At 50.2% G+C, this 26418-nt stretch carries 21 protein-coding genes; 12 read left to right on the top strand and 9 right to left on the bottom strand.

Features of this window, described 5'->3' with window-relative positions:
* The first annotated feature begins 12 nt into the window (after positions 1 to 12).
* The gene (locus AC5FX6_RS09675; RefSeq protein WP_493596846.1) at positions 13 to 2412 is read left to right on the top strand and encodes a TonB-dependent receptor plug domain-containing protein; all 2400 of its coding nucleotides are present in this window, start codon (positions 13 to 15) and stop codon (positions 2410 to 2412) included.
* Positions 2413 to 2414: 2 nt separating this feature from the next.
* Here the strand turns inward: AC5FX6_RS09675 and AC5FX6_RS09670 are convergent, their stop codons facing one another.
* The 3 genes from AC5FX6_RS09670 to AC5FX6_RS09660 form a co-directional block, all read right to left on the bottom strand.
* Positions 2415 to 3773, bottom strand: coding sequence for a M24 family metallopeptidase (locus tag AC5FX6_RS09670; RefSeq protein WP_493596845.1), 1359 nt, complete (start codon positions 3771 to 3773; stop codon positions 2415 to 2417).
* Positions 3774 to 3990: 217 nt separating this feature from the next.
* On the bottom strand, positions 3991 to 4572 hold the full coding sequence (locus AC5FX6_RS09665) for a hypothetical protein (protein ID WP_493596844.1): 582 nt from the start codon (positions 4570 to 4572) through the stop codon (positions 3991 to 3993).
* Positions 4573 to 4776: 204 nt separating this feature from the next.
* A complete protein-coding gene (locus AC5FX6_RS09660; RefSeq protein WP_493596843.1) occupies positions 4777 to 7713 on the bottom strand; it encodes a WD40/YVTN/BNR-like repeat-containing protein in 2937 nt (978 codons plus the stop codon).
* 238 nt (positions 7714 to 7951) lie between these two features.
* On the opposite strand from AC5FX6_RS09660, the gene AC5FX6_RS09655 reads away from it, so the two are divergent.
* Entirely contained in the window at positions 7952 to 8716 is a 765-nt protein-coding gene (locus AC5FX6_RS09655) for a ThuA domain-containing protein (protein WP_493596842.1), read from the top strand.
* A gap of 75 nt (positions 8717 to 8791) precedes the next feature.
* Positions 8792 to 9754 (top strand): YpdA family putative bacillithiol disulfide reductase, encoded by a 963-nt coding sequence (locus AC5FX6_RS09650; RefSeq protein ID WP_493596841.1) that lies wholly within the window; start codon positions 8792 to 8794, stop codon positions 9752 to 9754.
* Between the two features lies 1 nt (position 9755).
* Here AC5FX6_RS09650 and AC5FX6_RS09645 read toward each other — a convergent pair whose 3' ends face one another.
* The 4 genes from AC5FX6_RS09645 to fabG form a co-directional block, all read right to left on the bottom strand.
* The gene (locus AC5FX6_RS09645; RefSeq protein ID WP_493596840.1) at positions 9756 to 10445 is read right to left on the bottom strand and encodes a pseudouridine synthase; all 690 of its coding nucleotides are present in this window, start codon (positions 10443 to 10445) and stop codon (positions 9756 to 9758) included.
* 265 nt (positions 10446 to 10710) lie between these two features.
* On the bottom strand, positions 10711 to 11322 hold the full coding sequence (locus AC5FX6_RS09640) for a GNAT family N-acetyltransferase (protein WP_493596839.1): 612 nt from the start codon (positions 11320 to 11322) through the stop codon (positions 10711 to 10713).
* 16 nt (positions 11323 to 11338) lie between these two features.
* Positions 11339 to 13420 (bottom strand): vWA domain-containing protein, encoded by a 2082-nt coding sequence (locus AC5FX6_RS09635; RefSeq protein WP_493596838.1) that lies wholly within the window; start codon positions 13418 to 13420, stop codon positions 11339 to 11341.
* A 201-nt stretch (positions 13421 to 13621) separates the two neighbouring features.
* Positions 13622 to 14368, bottom strand: coding sequence for a 3-oxoacyl-[acyl-carrier-protein] reductase (fabG, locus tag AC5FX6_RS09630; RefSeq protein WP_007652979.1), 747 nt, complete (start codon positions 14366 to 14368; stop codon positions 13622 to 13624).
* Positions 14369 to 14645: 277 nt separating this feature from the next.
* On the opposite strand from fabG, the gene AC5FX6_RS09625 reads away from it, so the two are divergent.
* A complete protein-coding gene (locus AC5FX6_RS09625; RefSeq protein ID WP_493596837.1) occupies positions 14646 to 15980 on the top strand; it encodes a M23 family metallopeptidase in 1335 nt (444 codons plus the stop codon).
* Positions 15981 to 16396: 416 nt separating this feature from the next.
* Here the strand turns inward: AC5FX6_RS09625 and AC5FX6_RS09620 are convergent, their stop codons facing one another.
* Positions 16397 to 17065: a tetratricopeptide repeat protein gene (locus AC5FX6_RS09620; protein WP_493596836.1), complete on the bottom strand. Its 669-nt coding sequence runs from the start codon at positions 17063 to 17065 to the stop codon at positions 16397 to 16399.
* 211 nt (positions 17066 to 17276) lie between these two features.
* Here AC5FX6_RS09620 and lpdA point away from each other — a divergent pair, with 211 nt between their 5' ends.
* The 6 genes from lpdA to AC5FX6_RS09590 all read left to right on the top strand — a co-directional run bounded on the left by lpdA (position 17277) and on the right by AC5FX6_RS09590 (position 24654).
* Positions 17277 to 18671, top strand: coding sequence for a dihydrolipoyl dehydrogenase (gene lpdA / locus AC5FX6_RS09615; RefSeq protein WP_493596835.1), 1395 nt, complete (start codon positions 17277 to 17279; stop codon positions 18669 to 18671).
* Between the two features lie 152 nt (positions 18672 to 18823).
* On the top strand, positions 18824 to 19576 hold the full coding sequence (locus AC5FX6_RS09610; RefSeq protein WP_493596834.1) for a DUF3108 domain-containing protein: 753 nt from the start codon (positions 18824 to 18826) through the stop codon (positions 19574 to 19576).
* Positions 19577 to 19945: 369 nt separating this feature from the next.
* A complete protein-coding gene (locus tag AC5FX6_RS09605; protein WP_493596833.1) occupies positions 19946 to 21058 on the top strand; it encodes a fatty acid desaturase family protein in 1113 nt (370 codons plus the stop codon).
* Between the two features lie 223 nt (positions 21059 to 21281).
* Positions 21282 to 22400 carry a fatty acid desaturase family protein gene (locus AC5FX6_RS09600; protein WP_493596832.1) on the top strand — a complete coding sequence of 373 codons (1119 nt, stop codon included), beginning with the start codon at positions 21282 to 21284 and terminating at the stop codon, positions 22398 to 22400.
* Positions 22401 to 22605: 205 nt separating this feature from the next.
* Positions 22606 to 23196 (top strand): hypothetical protein, encoded by a 591-nt coding sequence (locus AC5FX6_RS09595; RefSeq protein ID WP_493596831.1) that lies wholly within the window; start codon positions 22606 to 22608, stop codon positions 23194 to 23196.
* 228 nt (positions 23197 to 23424) lie between these two features.
* Complete coding sequence (locus AC5FX6_RS09590) at positions 23425 to 24654, top strand: DEAD/DEAH box helicase (RefSeq protein WP_493596830.1); 1230 nt, start codon at positions 23425 to 23427, stop codon at positions 24652 to 24654.
* 211 nt (positions 24655 to 24865) lie between these two features.
* On the opposite strand, the gene AC5FX6_RS09585 is transcribed toward AC5FX6_RS09590, so the two are convergent.
* Positions 24866 to 25144, bottom strand: a complete 279-nt coding sequence (locus tag AC5FX6_RS09585) for a YMGG-like glycine zipper-containing protein (RefSeq protein WP_493596829.1) — start codon at positions 25142 to 25144, stop codon at positions 24866 to 24868.
* Between the two features lie 217 nt (positions 25145 to 25361).
* On the opposite strand from AC5FX6_RS09585, the gene AC5FX6_RS09580 reads away from it, so the two are divergent.
* Both AC5FX6_RS09580 and AC5FX6_RS09575 read left to right on the top strand, forming a co-directional pair.
* Positions 25362 to 25886, top strand: coding sequence for a GNAT family N-acetyltransferase (locus AC5FX6_RS09580; RefSeq protein ID WP_493596828.1), 525 nt, complete (start codon positions 25362 to 25364; stop codon positions 25884 to 25886).
* Positions 25887 to 25937: 51 nt separating this feature from the next.
* The gene (locus tag AC5FX6_RS09575) at positions 25938 to 26417 is read left to right on the top strand and encodes a hypothetical protein (RefSeq protein WP_493596827.1); all 480 of its coding nucleotides are present in this window, start codon (positions 25938 to 25940) and stop codon (positions 26415 to 26417) included.
* Position 26418 lies beyond the last annotated feature (1 nt).

Here is a 26418-nt window from a genome sequence, read left to right as displayed (position 1 = left end):
ATGATTAAGCTGTTGTATTTATTAGGATGGCTGTGTCTGCTCAGCACTACCACGGTTGCACAAATCCTGACCGTAAAAGATCAGGTAACGCGACAGCCACTGGAGATGGTGCAGCTCTCCGGTAAGAACACAGCACATACAAGCTTTACCAATAGCAAAGGGCAAGTGGATGTCAGCCCTTTCCAGAGTCTCGACAGCATCGTGGTTCGCCTGGTGGGTTATGATCAGGAGATCTTGTCCTATGATCAATTGCAGCGCCAGGACTTTCAGCTATACCTGCGCGAAAACAGGATTGCTCTAAATACCGTGGTGGTGTCAGCTACCCGATGGCAGCAGGATGCGAAGGAAGTACCGCAGCGCGTGAGCACTATCCGGCCTAAGGATGTACTGCTGCAACAACCCCAAACTGCCGCCGATATGCTGGGGCAGGCTGGCGAAGTGTATATCCAGAAAAGCCAGGGTGGAGGCGGTAGCCCCATGATCCGGGGCTTTGCAACCAACCGGGTACTGATTGCCGTGGACTGTGTGCGCATGAATACGGCCATTTTCCGGAGCGGCAATTTGCAGAATGTGATTTCGCTGGACCCGTTTGCGACGGCCAGAACAGAAGTACTTTTCGGGCCGGGCTCTGTGATGTATGGCAGCGATGCGATAGGCGGCGTGATGAACTTCTATACCTTGTTGCCAAAGTTTGCCACAGAGGCCGCGCCACTTGTAAAAGGAAACGCCGCCCTCCGGTGGTCATCAGCCAACCAAGAGAAGACCGGCCACCTCGACCTGAGCTATGGCCTGAATAAATGGGCCTTCCTGACCAGTGCCAGCTTCAGCGACTACGGCGATCTGACAATGGGATCTCGTGGACCGGAAGACTACCTGCGGAAAGAATATGTGCGCACCCATAACGGTCAGGATGAAGTGATCACCAATCCGGACCCTGAGCGTCAGGTATACACGGGCTACGAGCAGCTGAACCTGATGCAGAAGGTCAGGTATAAGCCCAGCGAAAACTGGGAACTGCACTACGGTTTCCATTACTCCACCACCTCCGATGTGCCCCGCTACGACCGCCTGACCCTCTATCGAAACGGCAAACTCCGCTCAGCGGAGTGGTACTATGGTCCGCAGGTATGGCTGATGAACAACCTGCAGCTAACACACCAGGCAAGTAGTAACGTTTTTGATCAGGTAAATATCAGCCTGGCGCATCAGCTTTTTGAGGAGAGCCGTCATAACCGCGATTTCGGCAAACCGATCAGGTATAGCCGTTATGAAAAAGTAAATGCCTACTCCCTAAACTTTGACTTTGAGAAAGGACTGGGGCAGCGGCACCACCTTTTTTACGGACTGGAAGCGATTTACAACAAAGTACGCTCAAGCGGCACCGACCTGAATGTCAGCACCGGAGTCAGCCAGCCTGGGCCATCCCGCTACCCCGACGGCGCGGACTGGAATTCTTATGCAGCTTTCCTGACCTATCGCTTTAAAGCTGGAGAGAAAATTACCTTACTCACCGGCGCCAGGTATAACCACATGCTACTGCAGGCAGATTTTGATAGTCGCTTTTACGATCTTCCTTTCACCTCCGCCAATCTCAACAATGGAGCTGTAACGGGCAGTGCCGGCCTTGTGTATAGCCCGTCGCCCTCCTGGCAAATAAGCACCAATTTATCGACCGGTTTCCGTTCACCCAATGTGGATGACATCGGCAAAGTGTTCGACTCTGCCCCCGGCCTTGTGGTGGTGCCTAACCCGAACCTGAATCCGGAATATGCCTACAATGCAGACCTGGGTGCTGCCAAAACATTTGGGGAGTTACTTAAACTGGATGTCACGGCATTCTATACCTATCTGCAGGATGCACTGGTGCGACGAAATTATACCTTGAACGGGAGCAGCTTGATCGAATACGAAGGAGAAATGAGCCAGATACAGGCGATACAGAATGCTGCCTTTGTCAGGGTAGGGGGCATACAGGCAGGTATAGAAATTAAACTACCGGCTGGTTTTGGCCTCACCTCCAGGTATAATGTGCAGTGGGGGCGTGAGGAACTGGACAATGGAGCAGAGGCGCCTCTTCGCCATGCGGCGCCGGCATTTGGCACTACCCGCTTTACCTATACCCGCGACCGCCTGAAAGCAGATCTGTATGCTGTTTACAATGGGGCCATCAGGTATAGCCAACTGGCCCCGGAAGAGCAGGACAAAGCTTACCTCTACGCCACAGACGCAAACGGAAATCCGCATAGTCCGGGCTGGGCCACACTCAACCTAAAGGCGCTTTACCAACTGACGCAGCATTTGTCGCTAAGCGCAGGTATAGAGAACATCACCGACCAACGCTACCGGCCTTACTCCTCAGGTATAGCCGCAGCAGGCAGAAACTTTGTACTATCGGTGCGGGCATCGCTCTAAACTTACTGCTGCAGGTAATTGCCCGCTTGTTCCTGTCTCGGAATCAGGAGTAGCTCTTTTTGCCGGCCATGGATGTAGCGTATACCTGCAGGCGTCAGCACAGCTTCCTCTTCGAGCATCACCCGGATCTCCTTGTTGTTCCATTCTGGAAGCGTGACTTTGGCATTCAGCTCAATAGCATAGGCCGTGTTATACTGCAGCGGATAATCTCCTGTTCCGGGCACACCCGCTTGTTTGTCCCACATACCGATGGCAGGACCGGCCCCGTGTCCGTGGTAGCCGATTGGATGGGAATAGATGCTGGCCACAATATTCTCCTGCTTTGCCTGTGTTAGTGTCGCCTTCAAAGCCTCATTACCGGTTCGGCCAGGTTTCATGTGGCTGGTCAGGATATCCTGTAGACGGTTGCCGGTGGCCAGAGCTTTCTTAAGGTAATCCGGCGCATCGGTTTCTCCGGGTTTGAGCACGTAGGATAGTTGCTGTACATCGGTGTTGAGTTTGAGGTAAGTGATGCCCAGGTCACAGTGTACCAGATCGCCGGGCATAATCGTTTCCTCCGACGGTCGCTGGGCAAAAGAGCGTTCCGAGTCACCGGCTCCTGCATTAGCCCGTTGCACATCCACGGTCGGGTGAAACCAAGCTTCCAGCTTCAGTTCCGCGATGCGTTCCCGAAACCACCACACTACATCATCGGTCGTGGTCGTGCCAGGCTTGATCACCTTCTCAGAGAAACCTTCCGCAATAATACTGTGCCCGATCTGGCTGATCTGTTCATACAGTTCCAGCTCCGTTTCGGTGCGTACCTGCAGCCAGTCCACCGCAAGCTTTTCGGCCGACACGACACGTTTCTGTTGTGCTTTTGGCAGAGCGCGTATCAGGTTGTCCCATTCTGTTTTTGCCAGCCCATCAGCATGGCCGAAGTGAGGAGAGTAGTTCAGCCCGATCTTCTTCGGATTGCGCTCGGCAATAAGGGCCGCAAGCCGCATCCACTGGTCAGGCTCCTGCTCGGGGTTCCAGGCGCCTTTGAACAGGTTGCCAACATCGTAGCGGGCCACAGCCAGGCGCTCCACCGTTTTGCCATTATCAAAGAAGAGCAGAATCGTTCTGCGGCGGGCTGCCAACCAGGTGGCGGGCAACATGGTTTTGATCACCGGGTCTTCGTTGTATTCCCGCGCAATGATCAGCCACATGTCTATACCTTGTTTGCGCATCAGAGTGGGCAGTAGGTTGTCGAGTCGTTCCTGTAGCAGTTTGTCTTCCAGGGTGGCCCGTTCCTGCAGGGGCAGTATAGCGGGCATCTGTTGGGCGAAAGAGGGAACTGCCAAGCTTAGGAATAGGAGGAGGGGTAAAAGCTTTCTCATAGATGGGCTTCATTAAGGCTACTAACAAAGATAAAAGAATTGCGCAGATTTGAATTGAGTAATCACAGTTCTCTGCCTGGATGTAGTAGATATCAAGTATGAACGTCCGCTAAATAACAAAGGCAGCTCTGTTCGAACTGCCTTTGCATTAGGTATAGTATTTTCGATCAGACCATGATCAGTATGAACAGCCATTTATGAACTTAGTGTGATACCATCACCATCTGGCGTTTTTCAAGGTCAGGCCTACAGCCGCCAAACGCTGCCCATCATGGAAGCTTTGAACGGAGCCTCTGAGTCCGAAGGTAAGGTGCTGCTTGGCTTTCACATCCAGGTTAAGCGCTAACATATAGCCTGCCTGCAAACCATTTCTGGAGCGCATTTCGGGCTTAAAGTCTGTGATGCCGCCCTGCCCATTGTACTGAATGGAAAGACCGTACAGTTCCCGTTCGCTGGCATACCTTAGCACCGGACCTACAGCCGGGTAAATCTGGACAGGACCAGCATTGATAAACAGGTTATAAGCTGCTTCAAGCGCTACACCATTTGACTTTTGAAAGGTCTCGTATCCCGTACCCCAGCGACGGGTCTGCTCAATGTAAGTGCCTGTTGCCAGTATCTCAAAACCTGAGCGATTCGTGATTTGCGTCTGAATACCACCAATAAACCAGTGACCGGGGATGTCGCCGTTTCCGGCATACACCGTGCCGTAGCCAACTTTGGGAGTCCACTTGTCCTGTGCCATTGCAGAAAAGGAGAAGCTGAAGAGAAGTGCGAGCAGTAGAAGTTTGATTTTCATAAGCTTGAATTTTAGGTAAGCGTTAGAGATGAAAAGAATGTTACAGGACCTGCATTCAATATATAAAATATTATATAATTTTTTATAACAATATATGTGCCAGTATAAGTGCGAATTTAAAATTTGCAGTTAGAATGATAGGTATAAAACAACAAAGGCAGCCCCTAAGGGCTGCCTTTGCAATTGTTATAGCAGTAGTTAAAATTAGCTTCTCGTTCTGCGCTCCGGTGCTTTGAGCGTAAAATCCGAAGTAGCCTTGCCGCCATCGGCTGTCTCTACTTCCACGGTGTACTTTCCTGGTTGTAGGTAGATCGTTTTGTTATCGGCAGCTTCTACTTTCACGGCTTCTTCACCGTCTTTCTTGCTGCCGTTCAGAGCGGTTTCGTAGGCTTTGGCATTGGTTTCATCTACTGAGAAGTTGTAGCTCACGTAGTTGAGGCCACGCTCATTCTCATCCTTTAGTTCTTTCAACAACTGGCCTTTATCCGTTTTGATGCGGATGGTCGTCGTGCCTGCCTGGGCAGTGTAAAACGGAATTTCGAGGGAGCTTTCGGCAGTTTCACCCCAGGCACCCCACGACTGTCCCCAACGCGGGTTGTAATTGGTTGGCTGGAAGGCGAACAAATGCAGCTTCTGGTTCTGAATTTCTGGTGTCAGTTGCTGCAGGTGCTCTACGTTGGCAATGTAGATGGAGCGGCCATGCGTGCCCACGATCAAGTCGTTGTCGCGTGGGTGTACCACCACATCGTGTACCGACACGGCTGGCATACCGTTGCGCATCTGCATGAAGGTTTTGCCGCGATCAAGCGAGATGTACAGACCATGGTCGGTGCCTACATACAGCAGGTTCGCATTTTTCGGGTCTTCTTTTACCACATTGATAGCTTCGGCTGGCAGGTTCGTGCCGAGGCGCTCCCACTTCTTGCCATTGTCCTCCGACACGTACAGGTATGGGGTGAAGTCATCCCAACGGTAACCGTTCAGCGAGGTATACACGCGGTTTTCGCTGTGGTTAGATGCCACTACGGTCGACACCCACATGTTCTGCGGCAGCTTCCTGGAGATATTCTCCCAGTTGTTGCCACCGTCTTTAGACACATGGATCGCACCATCGTCCGAGCCGGTATAAAGCAAGCCGAACTTCAGCGGAGACTCGTCAATAGACGTCAAGGTGCCGAAGCCCACGTCGCCTTTCAGACCACCGTTGGTCAGGTCGCCGGAGAGAGTTTGCATCTCTTCACCCTTTTTCATGGAGCGGTGGAATTTGTTGGAGCCGAAGTACAGGATGTCCTGGTTGTGGCGGCTCAGGTGAATCGGGCTCTCCCAGTTAAAGCGGAGCGGCGTTTCGCCCAGTTCGTGCGTTGGCTTCACGGAAACACGCTGTCCAGTGCGTTTGTCCACACGAGCGTAGTTACCATACTGCGAACCCAGGTATACCGTGTTGTTGTCGCGGGTGTCGATCTGCACCATCATGCCGTCACCGCCGCCTAAGCGTTGGTACGGATAGCGGCCGTTCTGTGTCCAGGAGGTGCTGGCCTTGTAGTTACTCGGACCATACCAGGTACCGTTGTCCTGCAGACCACCATACACATTGTAAGGTTTTTCCATGTCCACGGCTACTGCATAAAACTGCCCTACTGCCGGGGTATTAGCAATCGCCCAGGTCTTGCCATCGTCATACGTGATGTTCAGGCCACCGTCGTTGCCGTTGATCAGGTAACCAGGCTTGTCTGGGCTCACCCACAGGGCCTGGTGGTCAGAATGCACGTTGTCACCTTCAATATTGCGGAACGTCTTGCCACCGTCATCCGACGTCAGGATCGGCACACCCAGAATGTAGATCTTATCCGGATTATGGGGCGCTACACGCACTACCCCAAAGTAGTAGCCGTAGCTCGAGTACATGTCGTCGATCGGCTTTTCGTGTGTTTTCTTCCAGGTTTTGCCAGCGTCGTCGGAACGGTATACCTCAGCGCCTTTCACAGGAGCTTCTGTCGTTACTGCCAGCGGGTCTTCCAGGTAAGCAGCCAAAGCGGCTGGTTTGATCTTGCCACTTTTCACGTCGGCCTTCACAGTCTTGGCCGTGTATTTAGAAGGGAAACGGTTGCTATCCAAAAAGCTGTTCAGGTCCTTATCGTCCAGGGCCAGGAAAGCATCTGTCGTCATCCCTTTGAACTGGTCTTTCTGCAGTTCACCTGCTTTCGGCTCCTTTTTCTCTACCTGACGCAGGTCCTGGTTGTCGAGGAAAGCGTAGATGATGTTCGGGTTACCCGGGTGAATGTCGAGACCGATACGGCCTACGCCAGCGGAGGCCGGAAAGCCGCTGCCTTCGGTGCTCACGCGGGTCCAGGAGTTACCACCATCTGTTGACTTATGGATGCCGGAGGTCTTGCCGCCTTCCACAAAGTCCCAGGCGCGGCGCTCGCGGTGCCACATGGCTGCATACACGTTGTTGGGATTCTTCGGGTCGATTACCAGGTCAATGGCTCCTGTGTTATCATCGATGTACAGGGTCTTCTTCCAGGTCTTGCCGCCATCAGTGGTTTTGTAAATTCCGCGGTCTTTGTTTGGCGAGTACAGGTGACCAACGGCCGCTACCCATACCGTGTTCGGGTCAGTCGGGTGCAGGATGATGCGACCAATGTGGTGCGTGTCGTCCAGGCCCATGTGCTGCCAGGTTTTGCCGCCGTCGGTGCTCTTGTATACACCCACGCCGGAGTAAGACGAACGGCTGGAATTGCTCTCGCCGGTACCGATCCAGATGGTTTCGTTATTCTTCCAGTCCACGGCAATATCGCCGATGGTCATCACCGCCTCGTTATCGAAGATCGGCTCAAAGGAAATACCATTGTTGATAGTCCGCCAGAGACCACCCGAAGCATAGGCCGCGTAAAAGTTGCTGGGATCTTTCGGGTTTACATCCAGATCGGTGATGCGGCCGCTTTGTACGGTGGGGCCCACATTGCGGAAGGCCACATTGCGTGCCAGGGAATTTTGCTCGAGTTGCTGACGCTTTTCTGTTGTCTGCAGCCTTTCTTTGGCAGGTGTGGAGGCCGGCTGCTTGGGTGCTTTCTTCTGTGCCTGCACAGCGCCCCCGCTCAGGGCCACTAGCAGCGCTACAGAAAGTATACGCTTTTGCATTGTGTAGATGTAAGTATAGTTTAGAGTAGATTATTTGAGTTTCTAAAGCTAAGGAATTGTACCGGATTTTGGAAGGACTCGAAGAGCTGTAAAACATTTGTTATATTGGATACTGAATATTCTTAATCCATCACAAGAAAGATTTAAGTCCCATTCGGGCCTATAGCAACTGGTGACAAGGTCAAATTCTCTGATAGGTTATACCTAAAAAATAAGAACTATATAAATTGTTTGCCAAATGAAAGTCAACTTACGGGTTTATGTTCTATTGCTGTTAGTAATAGGTAGTTTCCAAGCCTGCGACCAGGCAGATAGTTTCTCGCGCGCACAGACTGAGGCAGAACCTTCACGCATCCTTGTCTTTTCCAAAACAGCGGGATTTCGGCATGCGTCCATCCCATATGGCAAAGCGGCTCTCCTGAAGCTAGGGAAGGTGCATCAGGTAAATGTGGATACAACCGAAAACGCAGCCTATTTTGTGGCTGATTCACTTAAGCAATATCAGGCTGTAGTCTTTCTGAATACGACCCTGGATGTTTTGAACCCTGAGCAGCAAGTGGCATTCGAAAATTATATTCGTAACGGGGGCGGCTTTGCAGGTATACACGCTGCCTCGGATACGGAGTATGACTGGCCCTGGTACACGAAGCTGGTCGGGGCTCAGTTCGAGAGTCATCCTGAAGTGCAGCGGGCTGTGGTTGCTGTCGTTGATAAGGATCACCCTGCAACCAGCACGCTATCTGACAGGTGGGAGCGTACCGACGAGTGGTATAACTTCAAGAACATGAATTCAGAGGTGCAGGTATTGGCCAAACTGGATGAATCAACATATGAAGGCGGTAAGAACGGGGAGCATCACCCGATTGCCTGGTACCATGCCTATGATGGCGGCAGGGCTTTTTATACGGGCCTGGGCCATACTGTAGAAAGTTACAGCGAACCAGCGTTTCTGCAGCATATGTGGGGCGGCATTGCTTATGCCATGGGGAAAGAGAACGATTAAATTCATTCATCTTACGTACTAGTAGTCTCTCATAAACATCAGCACTCTGCTTTCATCACAACCAGGCACGTTACAGTGAACAATACCCTAGACATACTCATAGTAGGCGGTGGACCCATCGGGCTAGCCTGCGGACTGGAGGCAAAAAAAGCCGGATTGAGTTACCAGATCATTGAGAAAGGTACCATTACCAATTCCCTTTTCAACTACCCGCTTAACATGACCTTCTTCTCAACGGCAGATCGGCTGGAGATAGGCGGTTTTCCTTTTCCATCTATCCATTCAAAGCCCAATCGCAGTGAGGCGCTGGAGTATTACCGACGCGTGGCTGATAATGGCGAGTTGAACATCCGACTGTTCGAAGAGGTGACAGGTATAAGCCGGGAAGGAGAGCTATACCTGACGAGCACCAGCAAGGATACTTACCAGTCGCGGTACGTGATCCTGGCAACCGGCTTCTATGACATTCCCAATATGCTCGGTATACCTGGAGAGGAGTTGCCTAAGGTGAAGCACTACTATTACGACCCGCATTACTATTACAAACAAAAGATCGTGGTGGTAGGCGCCAACAATTCTTCCGCCGATGTGGCCCTGGAAACCTGGCGGAAGGGGGCCGAGGTAACGATGGTGATAAGAGATGCGGAACTTGGCCGCATTAAGTACTGGACCAAACCGGACTTGGAAAACCGCATTGCCGAGGGCAGTATCAAAGCTTATTTCAGTTCTTCCCTAACCGAGATACGAGAGCTCGAAGTTGATATCCAGACGCCGGATGGGAAAGTGACGATCCCCAACGACTTTGTGATGGCCATGACCGGCTATCAGCCCAACTTTGCATTTCTGGAGAAAGTCGGAGTGAAGCTGTCCGATGATTTTTACCGGCACCCTTTCCATAACCCGGAGACCATGGAAACGAATCTGCCTGGCCTATACCTGGCGGGTGTGGTATGCGGAGGAATGGAAATGCATGTGTGGTTCATCGAGAACTCACGCGAGCATGCCGTGAAGATTATACAGGATATCGTCAATAAATAGCTTATCGGTCAATCCGCTTTTTGCGGCTGGAGTTATTGCGGCTATCATAATGCCTGCCACCTGTGCTTTTCGGGGAGCCGCCTGTTCGCTTTGGTTTGCTACCGGTTCCAAAGCTGCTTCCCGCGATCAGGCTTTTCAATTTTTCTACTTCCTCACCTGTCAGTTCACGATATTCACCAGGCTGCAACTCACCCAGACTAAGCGGACCGATGGCCGGACGGATCAGGCGTAGTGTCGGGAAGCCCACAGCGGCTGTCATACGACGTACCTGCCGGTTCATGCCCTGCGATATTTTGATCTCTACCCAACTTGTAGGTATTTCTTTTCGGAAGCGGATCGGTTTGGAGCGTTCCCATACCTGCGGTTCTTTCTCTAGCAAATTGGCTTTCGCCGGGGCTGTCTTTATGTTTTTGATCAGCACGCCACGACGTAGTTCTTCCAGCGCCTCTTCGGTAGGTAGACCATCCACCTGCACCCAGTAGGTCTTCTCGATCTTGAACTTCGGGTCGGAGAGACGGTGCTGCAGGGTTTTGTCATCGGTCAGCAGCACTAGCCCTTCACTATCATAGTCCAGGCGGCCAACCGGGTAAATGTTAGGGACAGGCACAAAATCTTTGAGCGTAGCACGGCCGGCTTCGTCCGTAAACTGAGTCAGGACTTCGTAAGGCTTGTTGACGAGGATGTATTTCAAGGGAGTTTAGGAGTTTAAGAGTTGAGGAGTTAGAGAGTTCTTTGAGTTATTAATGTAAAAAGTATAGCTTATACTGTCATCTCGAAAGCATTGAGAGATCTGGATTATTACAGGGCAACGGACTATTTTAGATTTCTCCTAAATAGAGGTGCCCCTACCTCGATCGAAATGACAAATAAACCTTAATTTGATGGCATTTGGTTGTGAACTGGACAATTATGCACTAGCAACCATCAACAATTTAGCCATTCAACCCAATTGTTATTTATACCTTCTCAGGCTGATGAATCTGATACTGAAGGTTCCAAATAGGCTTGAGGCGGTCATAGTCTGAGCGGATAATGGAATAAAGAACAGAGTCTTCGTTGATGCCATCGACAACATAATGCTCCCGGATCACACCTTCCAGCTGCATCCCAAACCGCTTGAGCAGCTTAATGGAGGGAGTGTTGTAGTCAGCGGCCATCGCTTCGATGCGACGCAGGCCCATCTCCTCAAAACCATAGGCGATAACGGGACCCAATGCTTCGGTCATGTAGCCTTTTTGCTTGTAGCTGTCGTCGAAAAGCACATAGCCTACCTCAGCCCGACGGTGACTCATAATCCAGGTGTGATAGCCGCAGCGGCCCAGCACAGTAGCGGTCAGCTTGTCTATGATCCGGAAGTTCCTGAAGCTATGGAAATACGTGGTGAGCCCTTTGCTGAATTTGTCTTTTTCTTCGGCCAGCTCCGCTTTGTTCTTCAAGCCAAGGTATGCCATGATTTCCTCGTCGCTGCTGACTGTAAAAAGGTGCTGGTAGATAGCAGGTGTCAGTGCGCTCAGGTATAAGCGCTCTGTCTCTATAACTACGGGATGGGGGAAGTCCGGATTTTCCATAATACGACATCTAAGGCTAATAACTTCCATTATACTTCCGCACAAACCACTCTGTACAAACCAGCGCCAGAATCACAAAGAACAACCATTTCAGGTCTACCAGGTCATTGAGTGACTCGGAGCTATAGATCAGATCCTTGTGCTCAGCCTGCAGGATGTCCTGCTCTAGTTGCTGCAGCTGAGTCGGGTAATACAGCTTAGAGCCGGTATTGGCGCCTAGTTGGTATAGCAGGTTGTGATCAGCCACGGCGTGCAAGGCTTCCAGTTGTTGCTCCTCCACCACAAACTCGCCCTTATCCTGCTGCAATGAGCCATTGATGCGGGCAGAGGCTGTGTAGGTATAGCGGCCGCCTGGCAATGTGCCGATGTTCACGCCGGACTGATTCTCGCCATTGGCAAACTCAAAGGACTTTTCGGCTCCTTCGGCATCCTGTATTTTAAGGGTAATGTTCTGTCCGTAGATCGGCTCAAGGGCTTCGTTATAGGCCTCGGCCGCAAACCGAATTTCGTCGGAGCTGCTGTACTCGTTTAGTTGCGGGTATACGTTGAGGCGCTTCTTATTGCGCGGCGCTGTGAGCAGCTGCACCAGATTCGTGATCAGCTTGTCGTACACGGCGGCGTTTTCGTGGTTGGCTGTTTCGGTGAGCCGCCACTGCCAGGTACCGGATGCCAACAGGGCCGCATTGCGTTTGTCACCCACGGTCTGCACGGTAAGCAGTGGTTTGTTTGTGCGGACGCGTCCTACTTGCTGATAGAGTACGGTTTCAGTGTTAGGCGTGAGCTGATAGTCGCCATAAGGTACAGAAGCTGGCGGGTACTGCTGCAGACGCTCGGTGGCTTCTTCTGCTACTTTGAACGTGCTGAAGTTCGGGTTGATCACACTAGTCACTTCGTCGGACTGTCCCGGCGTATTGATGCGGATACCCACATTGAGGCGGTTGAAATTACCAATGTCGCTCTGCGGACCTATTATATACAGGGCAGGCAGGTTTTTCTGGCGCACCAGGTTAAGGGCAGCCTCGCCTCCGGCTGTGCGACCCGGTAACTGGTGCAGCACCGCCACATCATAGTCCTGCTGCTTGAGGGTGGTCAGGCCAGGTATAAACAGTTCCGTTTCGTAGTTCTCGTTCGATTCAATGGCAGCACGTAGTGCCTTGATATCCGGGTGAGGCGAAGCGGCGGCCACGAGCACTTTTATCTTGCCTTTCACAACATCGATGTAAGCACTGCGGGCGTTGTTGAGCTCTGTGAATTCGCCTTGCTGCGGAATTACCTCCACTTCATAGTGGCGCTTCCCCAAACCATTGGCCATTACCTGAAAAGGTACCTGCTGTAGTGGCTGTCCAGCTTTGAGCGTCACAGTTTTGCGGTCGATCACCTTCTTGTTTTCCTTCAGCTGCACCGTAACGGATGCACCGTCAAAGCCCTGCTGCTGCAACTCTGCCTCCAACGGGAAACGGTTGCCGCTGTAGTTTACCTTGTTGTAGCGCAGCGAAGCCATTACGATGTCTTTCTTTGGCACGGTATCGCCTACAGCTACCGGGTATATGGTATAGTTGTAATTGGCATAAGTAGGAGAGGTGCCCTGATTCACAATGCCGTCCGAAAGCAGCACGACGCCAGCCAGATTTTGCTGCTCAAAGTCACGCTGCACATTTGCAAGCAGTTGACTCAGATTGGTCGTTTCAGCCTCGTACTGTAGCTCACCCAGGTTCTGTGGCGCATCGGATTCACCCAGTACACGCACCTCGGTCTGTATACCTTGCTCCTGCAGTTTGTCGCGCATTGCCTGCAAGCCTTGCTGTGCCTGCCGGAGCTGCACCGAGTCTGAGAACAGCGCCACCGACTGTGAGTTGTCTACCGCAAACACGATAGTAGGCGCCTGTGTGCTGTTGCTTACATACCGCACCAAAGGCCCGAGCAGCAGAAAGCACAGAAAACTCACCACTACAAAACGCACCGCCGCCAGGGTATAGTTGATACCTGCAGTCCAGGGCGTGCGCTTGCTGTACAGCAGCCAGGCGTAAAGCGCACCAACGGCCAGGCAAGCCAGGATCAGCCAGGGTGAATAAGTCGTTATGAGGCGGAAGGAATCCAAAGAAGTTTAGGAGTTAAAGAGTTTGAGAGTTTTAGAAGTGCTACTTCTAAAGAATCAAATAATTTCAGAATTAAAGATAAAAGAAAAAGACCAATGCTACTAACGTAAACGCTAAAGCATTGGTCTAATATTATAATTGAAAGTCTGGGGCGAGTGAGCAATTAACTCTCAAACTCCTACACTCCCAAATTCTCAAACTTATTAGGTTAGCATGCCGCCATCTACCTGCAGCACCTGGCCGGAGATGTACGACGACTGGTCAGATGCCAGGAAGGCTACGGCATTGGCCACGTCTTCCGGCGAACCGCCGCGCTTCAACGGAATTGCCTTTCTCCATTCATCTACCACTTTCTGGTCGAGTTCGCCCGTCATTTCTGTTTCGATGAAGCCAGGGGCGACTGCGTTGCATCGTATGTTGCGTGAGCCAAGCTCCAGTGCCACAGACTTGGTGAAGCCGATGATGCCTGCTTTAGAAGCAGAGTAGTTGGCCTGGCCGGCGTTTCCTTTTATACCTACCACCGACGTGATGTTGATGATCGAGCCGCTCTTGGCACGCATCATGTGCTTGGTGGCACCTTTTGTTAATGCAAACACAGATTTCAGATTGGTATTGATCACCGCATCCCACTGCTCTTCGGTCATGCGCATCAGCAGACCGTCACGCGTGATGCCGGCGTTATTCACCAGGATGTCGATCTTGCCAAACTCAGCTACTACATCCTCGATCAGCTTTTCAGCCTGCGCCATGTCAGAGGCGTCAGAACGGAAGCCTTTGGCTTTGCCGCCGTTGGCAGTTAGCTCCTGCTCCAGGGCCTGGCCTTTTTCTACGCTTGAGAGGTAGGTGAATGCTACCTGTGCGCCCATCTCTACCAGTTTCTCGGCGATGGCGCGACCTATACCTTTTGATGCCCCGGTTACAAGGGCTACTTTTCCTTCTAGTGCTTTCATAGGGGCCAAAGTTATAAAAGATTTTTTTATTCAGAAGAGCCGCTGCATCCTCCTGTTTTATTTAACCGCAATTTTCTGATTTTAAGATGGTTAAGTTGTAAGCTGTATGCTAATGTGCAATTGCGGTTTAGCCTGATAAGCGCCTTTGGTGCTATATTATGTTTCTGAAATAGGATTGCAACATATTTATAATCTGAATATTGTATTGTGAATGATTTTTATTTCTATCGGTTAAACCATATTTTCGTGCCATTCTTCCAACCAAAGGTACCTTGTAATGTTCAAACGTAGTGTCGGACTAGCCATCCTGATCGCGGTGTCGATGTTCGTGTTTATCACGGCAGCGCAAACAATAAGCTTTAAGAATTTCAATTTTTCGACAGAAGAAAAATCAGACGAACCGGAACCCGAACCGGAGGTCACAGTTAAAAGACCAGCCCCTGTTATCTTTGGTATTCCCACCGACACACTCGAAATAGTAGAAGGTACTGTAGAAAGAGGGGAGAACCTGTCGCAGATCCTGGCAAGCTTCAACATCTCGCCTGTCACCATCGACCAGCTGGCCCGCAAATCAAAAGAAGTATTTGACGTGCGTCGCATCAATGCCAAGCGTGACTACATCATTCTGCACGCCCAGGACTCCGCCCAAACAGCCCGTTATTTTATCTATGAACCAAACGAGGTGGAGTATGTGATCTACGACCTCAACGGTGAGTTAGACGTTCGCCTTGAAAAGCGTGAAGTTGAAGTTGTGGAGCGTGCGATTGCCGGCTTTATTGAGCATTCCCTGTTTGAGTCCATTCTGGCTGCCGGCGGATCACCACAACTGGTGAACCACTTCGCCGACATCTACGCCTGGCGCCTCAACCTAAGCCGTCTGCAGCCCGGTGACCATTTCAAGCTTATTTATGATGAGAAGCAGGTAAACGGCAACGTGATTGGTTTCGGCAAGATCAAGGCTGCTTACTTTGAGCACGAAGGCAAGCCGCTCTACGCCATCGCTTTTGAGCAGGAAGGCCAGAAAGCCGGTTACTACGACCAGGACGGCAAGAGTCTGAAGAAAGCTTTCCTGAGAGAGCCGTTGGAGTACAGCCGTATCAGCTCCCGCTTTACCATGAACCGCTTCCATCCGGTGCAGAAGCGCTACAAGCCACACCTGGGCACCGACTTTGCTGCCCCGCGTGGCACACCGATCAGAACAGTAGGTGATGGTGTGGTACTGGAAGCCGCCTATACCCGAGGCAACGGCTACTTTGTGAAGATCAAGCACAACAATACCTATACCACCCAGTACCTGCACATGTCCAAGTTTGCGAAGGGCATCAAACGCGGTTCTCGTGTAAGTCAAGGTCAGACGATCGGCTATGTGGGCAGTACCGGCCTGGCAACCGGACCGCACCTGTGCTATCGCTTCTGGAAAAATGGCAAGCAGGTTGACGCGCTGAAAGTGCAACTACCATCTGCTCACCCAATTGAGAAAAAATACCGAACTGCTTTTGAAGAAGTGAAGACGGAACTGGAAGGCAAGCTGATGGCAATAGAGCCAAAAGGTGTAAAGCAGGATTTGCTCGCCTCCGATCAGAAAAATAAAAGAAACGAAGACGAGGTATAACGTTTATTATATGTGAAAAGAAAAGGGACGCTGCAAAGCGTCCCTTTTTTGTATGTGTTGTCGAGATTTTTATTTAAGTTATATCTAAAGATAACTGGTTCAGGTATAGAAGGAGCAGCTTTGTCGTCGCTCGCGTTTTGCGAGTTTCCCATATCGAGATATACAAAAACAAACCCCTGTCCCTCTTGAGAGCAGGGCTGTTTCATTCTAACACATGCTTAAAGTATTCTGTCATTCTGTAAAGAAACTTGGTTGAAAGGGAGGGTCCCGACCCCCTGGAGGTTAAGCCGATGCTACTTGCGGGGGTAGGGGCCCTATTTACAAAGATCCTGACAGGATGACAATCGTGAACGGCAGCAAGAGTACAGCCCAACATCTCACATTCGCGGGGCACGATCGAGGCTTATAGTGTCTGCTTACTTAGCCGGTTTCGTAGAGGAAACCGAGTTCTGTCCGCAATACTCTTTCAAATACGCTTCTGCTTCTTTCACGCCCAGGTTATTCGCTTTTACCCAATCTTCGCAGGCGCCGCTTACATCACCGCTGGTATAGCGAGGTGCTCCCCGGTTATAGTAAGCTTCTGCGTAGTCGGGCTGCAGGGTGATGGCGCGACCATAATCAATGATAGCGCTGCGGTAATCTTTCAGGGCAAAGCGCACCAGACCACGGTTGTTGTAGGTGCGAGCCTGCTTTTGGTCAATCGAAACGGCATTATTGAAATCGATCAGCGCACCTTTGTAGTCCTGTAGGTTGTACTTCGAGAGGCCACGGCTTACCCAGGCTTCCACATATTTGGGGTCGAGCGCCAGGGCTTTGTCAAAGTCAGCAATGGCACCACGGTAGTCCAGTATGCGGTCGCGGGCAATACCACGATTGGTCATGGTTACAATGTGCTCGGGCTCCTGCTTCAGCACTTCGCTGTATTCTTTTATGGCCTCAGTATACTTACCCGACTTAAACTTTTGGTTACCTGCGTTGAAGTGTTGCAGTGCCGTTTTCTGTGGGGCAGACTGTGTCGCAGCCTTCTGGGAGAAAGCCGGGAGAGCAAAAAATACAGCTATGATGAGTTGTAAAAGTGTTTTCATGCAGTAGGGGTTACCTCATGTTATGGCGCGCAAAATACAACAGTTCAGTCCAATACGGAATAGGTATGCGTTTTTTTGTGGCGATTCTTAGTATTGTGAAGGAATAGACTTTGTATAGTACCACTCAGAATACAGATAACGTTGAGGCAGAAGTGGTTTTGTGAAGTTGGGATTATCGTTTAATTTTGCTCAGCATTTAAAAAAGAGAACTATGGCATCAAAATACGATTTGGTAGTGCTGGGTAGTGGCCCAGGCGGATATGTGGCGGCCATCCGTGCGTCGCAACTGGGTTTGAAAGTAGGCGTGATCGAGCGTGAGTCGCTGGGCGGCATTTGCTTGAACTGGGGTTGTATCCCGACCAAAGCATTGCTTAAGAGCGCGAACGTGTTCGAGTACATCAACCATGCATCAGATTACGGCATTACAATCGGAGAGGCCTCTGTTGACTTCAACGCAGTGATCAAGCGTAGCCGCGGTGTAGCTGACGGCATGAGCAAAGGCATTCAGTTCCTGTTCCGCAAGAACAAGATCGACGCCATCATGGGTACCGGTAAAGTGGTTGCGAAGGGCAAGATCGAAGTGACGGATGCAGACGGCAAGAAAGACACCGTAGAGGCGGATCACATCATCCTGGCGACAGGTGCCCGTTCACGCGAGCTGCCTAACCTGCCAATTGATGGCAAGAAGATCATCGGTTACCGTCAGGCCATGGCCCTTGACAAGCAGCCGGAGAGCATGGTAGTAGTAGGTTCTGGCGCCATTGGCGTGGAGTTCGCTTACTTCTACAACTCTATGGGTACGAAAGTAACCATTGTGGAGTACATGCCGAACATTGTGCCGGTAGAGGACGAAGAAGTATCACGTCAGCTGGCCAAGTCTTTCAAAAAGGCAGGTATCAATATCATGACCGATTCTTCTGTAGAGTCTGTGGACACGAGCGGTGACATCTGCAAAGTGAAAGTGAAAACAGCCAAAGGCGAAGAAACCCTGGAAGCGGAGGTTGTACTTTCTGCGGTAGGTATACAGACTAACCTCGAGAACATCGGTATCGAGGAGCTGGGCATCAAGGTGGACAAAGGCCGTGTGATGGTAGACGAGTACTACAAAACCAACGTGGACGGTATCTATGCGATTGGTGACATTGTGCCGGGCCCTGCGCTGGCGCACGTAGCGTCTGCCGAAGGCATCATCTGTGTGGAGGCGATTACAGGTCACGATCCGGAGCCTTTGAACTACGCGAACATACCAGGCTGTACGTACTGCTCTCCTGAGATCGCTTCTGTTGGTCTGACCGAGAAAGCCGCCCGCGAGCAAGGTTTGGATATCAAAGTTGGCAAGTTCCCATTCTCAGCTTCTGGTAAGGCAAGTGCCGCCGGTGCGAAAGATGGTTTCGTAAAAGTGATCTTTGACGCGAAATACGGCGAATGGCTGGGCGCGCACATGATCGGTGCCAACGTAACGGAGATGATCGCTGAGGTAGTAGTAGCCCGCAAGCTGGAGACGACTGGACACGAGATCATCAAGTCGGTGCACCCGCACCCGACCATGAGCGAAGCCGTGATGGAAGCCGCTGCTGCTGCTTACGACGAAGTAATTCACTTATAATTTATAAGAATAGCAACCTGATTAAGAGGCTGGCCATCAACATGGTCAGCCTCTTTTTTTTGGTGTGTTACAGGGGATTTAGTGTTCCTTGCAGCCCTTAGTGCCGTTTTGGGGTCTATCTTCTATATCGTATAACTTAATCCCAACCAACTATGAAGAGGATTCTCCTTTTAGCCATTGCCACACTCATCACGTCCTATGCAAGCGCCCAGACCGACACCCTAAGGGTCACATCCAAACATTTGAAAGTAAAGCAACTAAAACCAGGAACAAGGCAATATTTAGTCACTGTCCAGACGCCAAAGAACCCCAAGGTGCTCAGGCAGAGTCTTTGGACCCGGAATGTGAGCTTTGAGGAAGTGGCGGGCAGGGAACAGCTGGTCATACGGCAAAACTGGGTAGGGGCAGATACCCTGACCAACAGGCAACTTTACTCTATCTGCGAAAAGGACTTCAGACCTGTTTTCCATACAGGTACCTCAGCCAGAGGTACGGCGGCCTTTAATTTTGAGCCAGATAGAGTTGTCGGAGCCGATACTGTATTAAACAATGGCTTCAAAGGATTTAGTATAGCTGCTGAGGCGGCTACATTTAACTGGGAGCTGGATATGGAGACTTTCGAGAGCCTGCCATTGAAAGCGAACACCGTATACCTGATTAATTTTTACCACCCGGGCAGCAGAACCGCACCGCAATATTACAGTTACAAGGTAACCGGCTCAGAAAAGCTGCTCACAGTCAACAACACCTCCGTCGACTGCTGGATGCTTCGGATAGATTACAGCGATACCAACTACGGCACCTTTTGGATAAGCAAGAAGACGCATGAAGTGCTGAAGATGGAAGAACTCTTTGATGGGGTGAAACGCTTCAAAATAAAGCTTGGAACGATAGTTCAGGTATAGGCCTGGCAGATAATCAAGTGCCAGTAAGCCTGACCGGGAATTATCTGGTCAGGCTTTTTTTGGTTCTGTTGATCAATACTTATAGAAATTTCAGGTCTTTTATATAATTCATTTTCGAAACCCAGTATTATCTGAATTTATTTGATAATGACTATATTGCAATCTTAAACAAGAAAATAAATCCTGCGTTTTTCAATTTATGAGAACAATAGGAAGCTGAAGTCGGCAAATCATGAGCTGAGGTTTGGCAACAGAGCATCTGAACTTTAATACACCAGATTCTCTTTTATATAAATATCCTCGATTCGCTCTCTGTGCCCTGCTGCCCCTACGCGTGAGTTTTGATTTATCACACAACATCCTAGAACTATGAAGCTGCAAAGCAAAGTCAAATTTGTCAATAAAGATAAAAGTCTTTTCTTCCCGACCCTCCGGAAGCGTGTAGATGCCTACTTCGCTGAAAACAATATCCCAAGAACCGCCAATACAACCATGATCGTGAAGAGTGTAGTGCTGTTGCTAGCCTACATTTTGCCATTTTTGGCACTGCTGGCTTTTCAACCGGCTTTTCCGCTTAGTCTGCTGCTGTGGTTCGTGATGGGGCTGGGCGTGGCAGGTATAGGCATGAGTGTGATGCACGACGCCAACCATGGCGCCTTCTCCAGCAGCAAGCGGGTCAACGATTTGATGGGCCATACCCTGAACCTGGTGGGCGGCTCCGCTTTTAACTGGAAGCTGCAGCATAACATCCTACACCATACCTATACCAACGTGGTGGAAATGGATGAGGACATCCAGGACCGTCTGGTGCTGCGTTTTAATCCCCATAGCAAAGTGAAGTTCTTTCATAAAATACAATGGGTATACGCTTTCGTGTTCTACGGTCTGCTGACGCTTTATTGGGTGGTGGCAAAAGACTTTGTGCAGTATGCGCTTTTCAAAAAGAACGGCGTGAACAATAACTCACCTGCCGAGAACCGCACATGGCTCGCCAGGCTGATTGCCATGAAGGCCCTTTACTTTTTCATCGTACTCGCTATACCATCACTGTTCTTCGGAATTCCGTTTTTAGAGGTGCTGCTTGGCTTTTTCATCATGCACTTTGTGGCAGGCATTGTCCTGACAGTTGTATTCCAGTTGGCGCATACGGTGGAGGGTACGAGTCACCCGAGACCAGATGAGCACGGCGTTATTGAGAATGACTGGGCCATACATCAGATGAATACAACGGTGAACTTCTCCCGTCATAACAAGATCCTTTCATGGTATGTGGGCGGTCTGAACTTCCAGATCGAACACCACCTGTTCCCGCGTGTTTGCCATGTGCATTACCCGGCTATCGCGGATATTGTGAAAGAGACCGCAACAGAATTCGGTATACCTTACATGGAGAATGAGACATTTGGGAAAGCCGTGCGCTCGCACATAGCTACGCTGCATCGCTTTGGCAGACTACCGAGTCTGAACGAGGCCATTGGTTAAAAAAATCAAATAGGCACCAAAAGCTGATAGTATCCCGTTTCCCTCTATATTTGCACCCCAATTACGTATATGCGTGCTTACTTTATCTTCTGAAAGTTTCAAATTGCTGAAACAAAAAGAGATGCAACCTGCTTTTAGCTAAGCTCGCCTAAACACATGACTTGCTGAGTCGTAAAACAATTTTTGGAGTGTGCGTACTTTTTTAGATTATCAAGTAGATTAAATGAAGCTTAAAGGCAAAGTAAAATTCGTTAACAAAGACAAAAATTTGTTTTTTCCGACGCTCCGCAAACGTGTGGACGCTTATTTTTCAGAGAACAACCTGCCCAAATATGGGAACACCAGCATTATGGTAAAGAGCATTGTACTGCTCTTGCTCTATGTAGTGCCCTTTGCGGCCTTGCTCACCTTTACTCCGAATATCGCGATAAGCCTCGGGCTGTGGCTGGTGATGGGTATAGGCGTGGCTGGTGTGGCCATGAGCGTGATGCATGATGCCAATCACGGTGCTTTTTCCAAAAGCAAAACCATGAACTACCTGATGGCGCATTCCGTGAATCTCTTGGGAGCCTCTGCCTTTAACTGGAAATTGCAGCACAACATTCTGCACCATACCTACACCAACGTGGTAGACATGGACGAAGACATCGACGACATGGTCGTGCTGCGTTTTTCCCCACACTCAGAAGTGAAGTTCATCCATAGGTTGCAGTGGGCATATGCCCTATTTTTCTACGGCCTGCTCACACTTTACTGGGTAATTCTGAAAGATTTTGTACAGTTCTTCAAGTACATCCGGAATGGGGTAAACGCCAATTCCAAATCAGCCAACACCGTTGCTTTCTCTAAGATAGTAGCCTTTAAAATACTCTATTTCTTCTCGATTCTGGTAGCGCCGACGCTTATATTCGGTATACCTTTCTGGGAAGTACTGGTAGGTTTTCTGCTGATGCACTTTGTGGCGGGCATCATCCTATCCACGGTATTTCAGTTGGCGCACACGGTGGAGGGGACGAGTCATCCGCTGCCATCCGAGGGCGGCATCATTGAAAACGACTGGGCCATACATCAGCTGAGCACTACCGCGAACTTCGCCCGCAAGAGCAAATGGCTGTCGTGGTACGTGGGCGGTCTGAACTTTCAGATCGAACACCACTTGTTCCCGCGCATCAGCCACGTACACTACCCGGCCATCGCGGATATCGTCAAGCAAACTGCTACAGAGTTTAACCTCACATACATTGAGAGCAAAACCTTCCTGCAGGCTGTGCGCTCGCACTTGAATACCCTGCACCGATTTGGTAGATTACGCTTGCCGAACCTGAATGAGGTGATGGCTTAGAAAAGAAAAGATAAATTGAGAGCCTGCTCGAAGAAAATTCGGGCAGGCTTTTTTTATATGGTTTAAAAATATATTAAGCATAGGTTTTATTTAATATTTGGCACAGTACTTGATTATGCGATGAAAATTGCGGCGATTAAACCTGTTTGGTTCAGTGAAGCAGCAACGTGCTATACCAGAATACACTTGTCAAATAAATAAAACTATGAAAAAATTACTCCCTTTTGCGCTTGTAACTTTAGCGCTTGCGTCTTGCGACAAAGAAGAAAGAACAGTAGAACCGATTGCTATTGAGCATGTAACCATTAACCAATCTTTTAAAATTGATGAGCCTCTTTATCTGGATGTGAACAAGGATGGAAGAAATGACTTTGCGTTCAGTAACGTGCTTGTATCTGATGACCGTGGGGTGCACAATCTGTTTTACATAAACTCCCTGGACGGTAACGAAGTACTCTTAGACAAGCAACCCTTAAAGCCGCATATCGGACACTGGCATGTAGGTCTGCAGGAGGGCGAGACAGTGCTCGAAGACAAATCTTCAAACCATGTGTGGAGCTCTGACAAAGCCTATCTATTGGATATTCGAAAGCCAGATGAAGTGTTTACTTACTTTGAAGGTCCGGCAGCCAGCGAAACCACCCCGTATGTTGCCATCCGGTTAAAAGATGGCGATGGCTATAAGTCAGGCTGGATTAAATTGAAGTACGAGACAGGTGATGATAAGCTTCAGGTGATGGAGGCAGGGATTTCCAAAATTGAAAACCAAGTACTCAAAGCCGGAAAGGGGAAATAGCTTCGATTGAAAATTGCAAGAAAGGCAGGTGCTATACCTGCCTTTTTGAGTTTAAGGGTGGGTGGGTTTTAGGAACTGAATAGGCATAGGTCTACTTTTGCAGCAAAACCATTTTTCAGAAGATAAGCGTATTTAACGAGCTACTTCAGCTTTGCTCTGATTATTTCAGTTTTAGAAGAGTAAGCGAGACAGAATTATGATTTCATTTCCCAACACCGCATTTTGCGCATGACATTCCACGACCTACACCTAATTGCTCCTGTCCTGCAGGCGCTGGAGGAAGAAGGCTATACCCAGCCCACACCCATCCAGATGCAGGCTATACCTGAAGTGCTGCAGGGCCGCGACCTGCTGGCCACCGCCCAGACAGGTACGGGCAAAACAGCGGCCTTTGCTATACCTATACTGCAGCTCCTGCATGGGCAAGCTATACCTGAGCCGCGAGCCGTTCGGGCACTGATTCTCACGCCCACGCGTGAGCTGGCCAGTCAGGTAGGGGATAGCTTTGCGGCTTATGGCAAGCATGCAGGTTTGCAGCATCTGGTAGTGTATGGCGGCGTGCCTTACAAAGTACAGACGGAGGCGTTAGCGGCAGGTATAGACATTCTGGTAGCTACGCCCGGTCGCTTACTCGACTTGCTGGACCAGGGGTTTATCAATTTGCAGCAGGTACAAGTACTGGTGCTAGACGAAGCCGACCGCATGCTCGATATGGGTTTTCTGCAGGATATCCGGCGTGTGCTGCAGGCTATACCTGAAAAACGGCAAACCCTGTTCTTTTCGGCTACCATGGCCCCGGAGGTAAGCAAGCTGGCCAAGAAGATATTGACGGACCCGGTAAGTGTGGAGGTTACACCTGTTTCGTCAACGGCGGTTACCATCAGGCAGGAGCTCTATTATGTAAGAAAAGCGAATAAAACACCTCTGCTGCTGCACCTGTTACAGCACGCAGGTATAGACCGCACGCTGGTGTTTATGCGCACTAAAGAAGGAGCCGACAAACTGGCCAAAGAAATCAACACAGCAGGTATAGCCGCCGAAGCCATCCATGCAGACCGGGCCCAGCGCGACCGTGAGCGGGTGCTGGAGAGCTTTAAGAGTAAAGAAACCAAAGTGCTGGTGGCAACCGATGTGGCTGCCCGGGGCATTGATGTGGAGGCACTCTCGCACGTGATCAATTATGAACTGCCTTTTGAGCCCGAAACCTATGTGCACCGCATAGGCCGCACAGGCAGGGCAGGAGCTGCAGGTGTAGCCATCACCTTTTGCGGCGCCAGCGAAACGCCGCTGCTGATCGCCATCCAAAACCTGACTGGCAAAGCTATACCTGTAGTAGACCAGCATCCATTTCCGCTCACCGCTCAGGATTTTATGGAAGCGGCTGCCTCGTCTGCAACTAAAAACGGGAATAAGAAAGGTTCAGGAAGAGGCGGCAAAGGAAAGCGTGGGAGGAGATAAACTTAGACCTCACAGTGTCTTCCAGACCTGTGAGTGTCAGTTCGACTGCTGCAGAAGCTCAAGCTCTAGCACACGAGCGGTAAAATCCGGGAAAGTAAGATAGGAAGGTGAATGCGGTTCCAGGATAAGCAAGAGCTACAAGGCAAGATAAAAGAACAGGCTGTCGGTTTTCCGACAGCCTGTTCTTTTATTCCAGTCAGGTATGCTATACCTACCGCTCGAGTTGGTCGCGATTTTCGCGGTTATCCCGATTTCGCTGTCGCTCTTTCTTTTTGTCTTTTTTACGGCCAATGGCACCGCCGCCCACTGCACCGGCCGCACCACCTATCACAGCACCTGAAGTGCCACCCACGGCAGCACCTGTTGCGGCACCTGCAGTGCCGCCTATCACGGCGCCTTTCTTTTTACTGCTCCAGTTATCTGAACCAGCACAACTACCTAGTAGAAATGCTGATAATATTGCAAAGGATAATATTCTTAAGTGTTTCATAAGTTGTTGATTGTAAGCGAGTATTATACGGTTTAGGAGATGGTGATGTTTGCGAAGTGCTTTAGGTGAGTACAATTCTGGGTCGTAGAAAATACCTGATTCACAGTGATTTGAAAACTGGCTGCTGATTGGGATTAGAAATTTAATGGCATAGTCAGCACAAAAGCAGCGTCGCAACAGTATATAGGCAAAAATAAATTTCAATTTCCAACGATACATGACCGATATTGCCATTACGCCCTGCACACTTGCAGACTTATCTGAATTGCACGACATCGCAGTAGAATCCTATAATGACCACTATACCTACCTTTGGCACGATGGGGGGGAATGGTACGTGAACAGATGCTTCACCGAGGAGGCCTTGCGCGATGATATGGCTAACCCTAATTCCGTTTATTTTCTGATCCAGTACAAAGACGAGTCGGTGGGGTTCATGAAGTATAACAGGGACCAGGCGCTGGAGGGCTACACCGATGCTGAATGCATCGAACTGGAGCGGCTATACCTGGTGGACCGGGCCTCCGGTATTGGAATCGGGAAGTGGGCCGTGGACTTTACGGTGCAGTATGCGCTGGAGAGCGGCAAGCGCATCATCTGGCTCAAAGCCATGGACAGCAGCCGTTCCGTGGATTTTTACAGGCAAAACGGCTTTGTAGATTGCGGCACCTACGAACTTGACTTTGAGCAGATGAAGGAAATGTACCGCGGCATGGTTGTAATGAAAAGAGAACTAGCCTGATGCGCCAAACCGATTCTCTTTATAACTTTGGGTTTGACAAAACCACACTACATGAAGCTTCGCCTTTTAGTTGCCTTATACCTGTTCGCGCTCACGGCCTGTAATCAGCAGGAAGAAGAGCAGTATGAGCGAATTGAGCAGGGAAACGCTACTTATGACCTGAACAGTTGGGTGAAAGCAGACCTGCAATGCGAGGAGATCCAGAATGCTGACGAGGATAATCCATTGTCAGTGGTATACCTGAGTCAGATGGAAATGCAGTACGTGCTCGACACGATTTATACCTGCTCCGTGATCGCTCCACAGATGTACACCTCCTTTGGCGTGCCGCGTCAGGCCTTGTCAGCCTGTGGCGGCTGGTGGGGTGGAAAAGGAAACTTCTACTACACGCTGCACGAAAGCGACAGCATTACCGTGATGCACGCCAGACCCGTGCAGAGCGACACCGTGGACTTCAGCTATACCTTGCTGCGCCGTATACCTATCGTGCAAAGCACGGCCGATCTTCCTGAAGAAAGCTATATGCCGTAGT

Source organism: Pontibacter sp. LHS2 (assembly GCF_058932845.1).
This window is presented reverse-complemented; position numbering and strand designations above follow the sequence as displayed.

What these genes read in the sequence shown, in the direction of transcription:
- AC5FX6_RS09655 (WP_493596842.1), top strand. Translation starts at nt 7,952, where the DNA reads ATGAAAGTCAACTTACGGGTTTATGTTCTATTGCTGTTAGTAATAGGT.
- AC5FX6_RS09625 (WP_493596837.1), top strand. Translation starts at nt 14,646, where the DNA reads ATGTTCAAACGTAGTGTCGGACTAGCCATCCTGATCGCGGTGTCGATG.
- AC5FX6_RS09580 (WP_493596828.1), top strand. Translation starts at nt 25,362, where the DNA reads ATGACCGATATTGCCATTACGCCCTGCACACTTGCAGACTTATCTGAA.
- AC5FX6_RS09590 (WP_493596830.1), top strand. Translation starts at nt 23,425, where the DNA reads ATGACATTCCACGACCTACACCTAATTGCTCCTGTCCTGCAGGCGCTG.
- lpdA (WP_493596835.1), top strand. Translation starts at nt 17,277, where the DNA reads ATGGCATCAAAATACGATTTGGTAGTGCTGGGTAGTGGCCCAGGCGGA.
- AC5FX6_RS09600 (WP_493596832.1), top strand. Translation starts at nt 21,282, where the DNA reads ATGAAGCTTAAAGGCAAAGTAAAATTCGTTAACAAAGACAAAAATTTG.
- AC5FX6_RS09620 (WP_493596836.1), bottom strand. Translation starts at nt 17,065, where the DNA reads ATGAAAACACTTTTACAACTCATCATAGCTGTATTTTTTGCTCTCCCG.
- AC5FX6_RS09595 (WP_493596831.1), top strand. Translation starts at nt 22,606, where the DNA reads ATGAAAAAATTACTCCCTTTTGCGCTTGTAACTTTAGCGCTTGCGTCT.
- fabG (WP_007652979.1), bottom strand. Translation starts at nt 14,368, where the DNA reads ATGAAAGCACTAGAAGGAAAAGTAGCCCTTGTAACCGGGGCATCAAAA.
- AC5FX6_RS09660 (WP_493596843.1), bottom strand. Translation starts at nt 7,713, where the DNA reads ATGCAAAAGCGTATACTTTCTGTAGCGCTGCTAGTGGCCCTGAGCGGG.
- AC5FX6_RS09670 (WP_493596845.1), bottom strand. Translation starts at nt 3,773, where the DNA reads ATGAGAAAGCTTTTACCCCTCCTCCTATTCCTAAGCTTGGCAGTTCCC.
- AC5FX6_RS09665 (WP_493596844.1), bottom strand. Translation starts at nt 4,572, where the DNA reads ATGAAAATCAAACTTCTACTGCTCGCACTTCTCTTCAGCTTCTCCTTT.
- AC5FX6_RS09585 (WP_493596829.1), bottom strand. Translation starts at nt 25,144, where the DNA reads ATGAAACACTTAAGAATATTATCCTTTGCAATATTATCAGCATTTCTA.
- AC5FX6_RS09640 (WP_493596839.1), bottom strand. Translation starts at nt 11,322, where the DNA reads ATGGAAAATCCGGACTTCCCCCATCCCGTAGTTATAGAGACAGAGCGC.
- AC5FX6_RS09605 (WP_493596833.1), top strand. Translation starts at nt 19,946, where the DNA reads ATGAAGCTGCAAAGCAAAGTCAAATTTGTCAATAAAGATAAAAGTCTT.
- AC5FX6_RS09610 (WP_493596834.1), top strand. Translation starts at nt 18,824, where the DNA reads ATGAAGAGGATTCTCCTTTTAGCCATTGCCACACTCATCACGTCCTAT.
- AC5FX6_RS09575 (WP_493596827.1), top strand. Translation starts at nt 25,938, where the DNA reads ATGAAGCTTCGCCTTTTAGTTGCCTTATACCTGTTCGCGCTCACGGCC.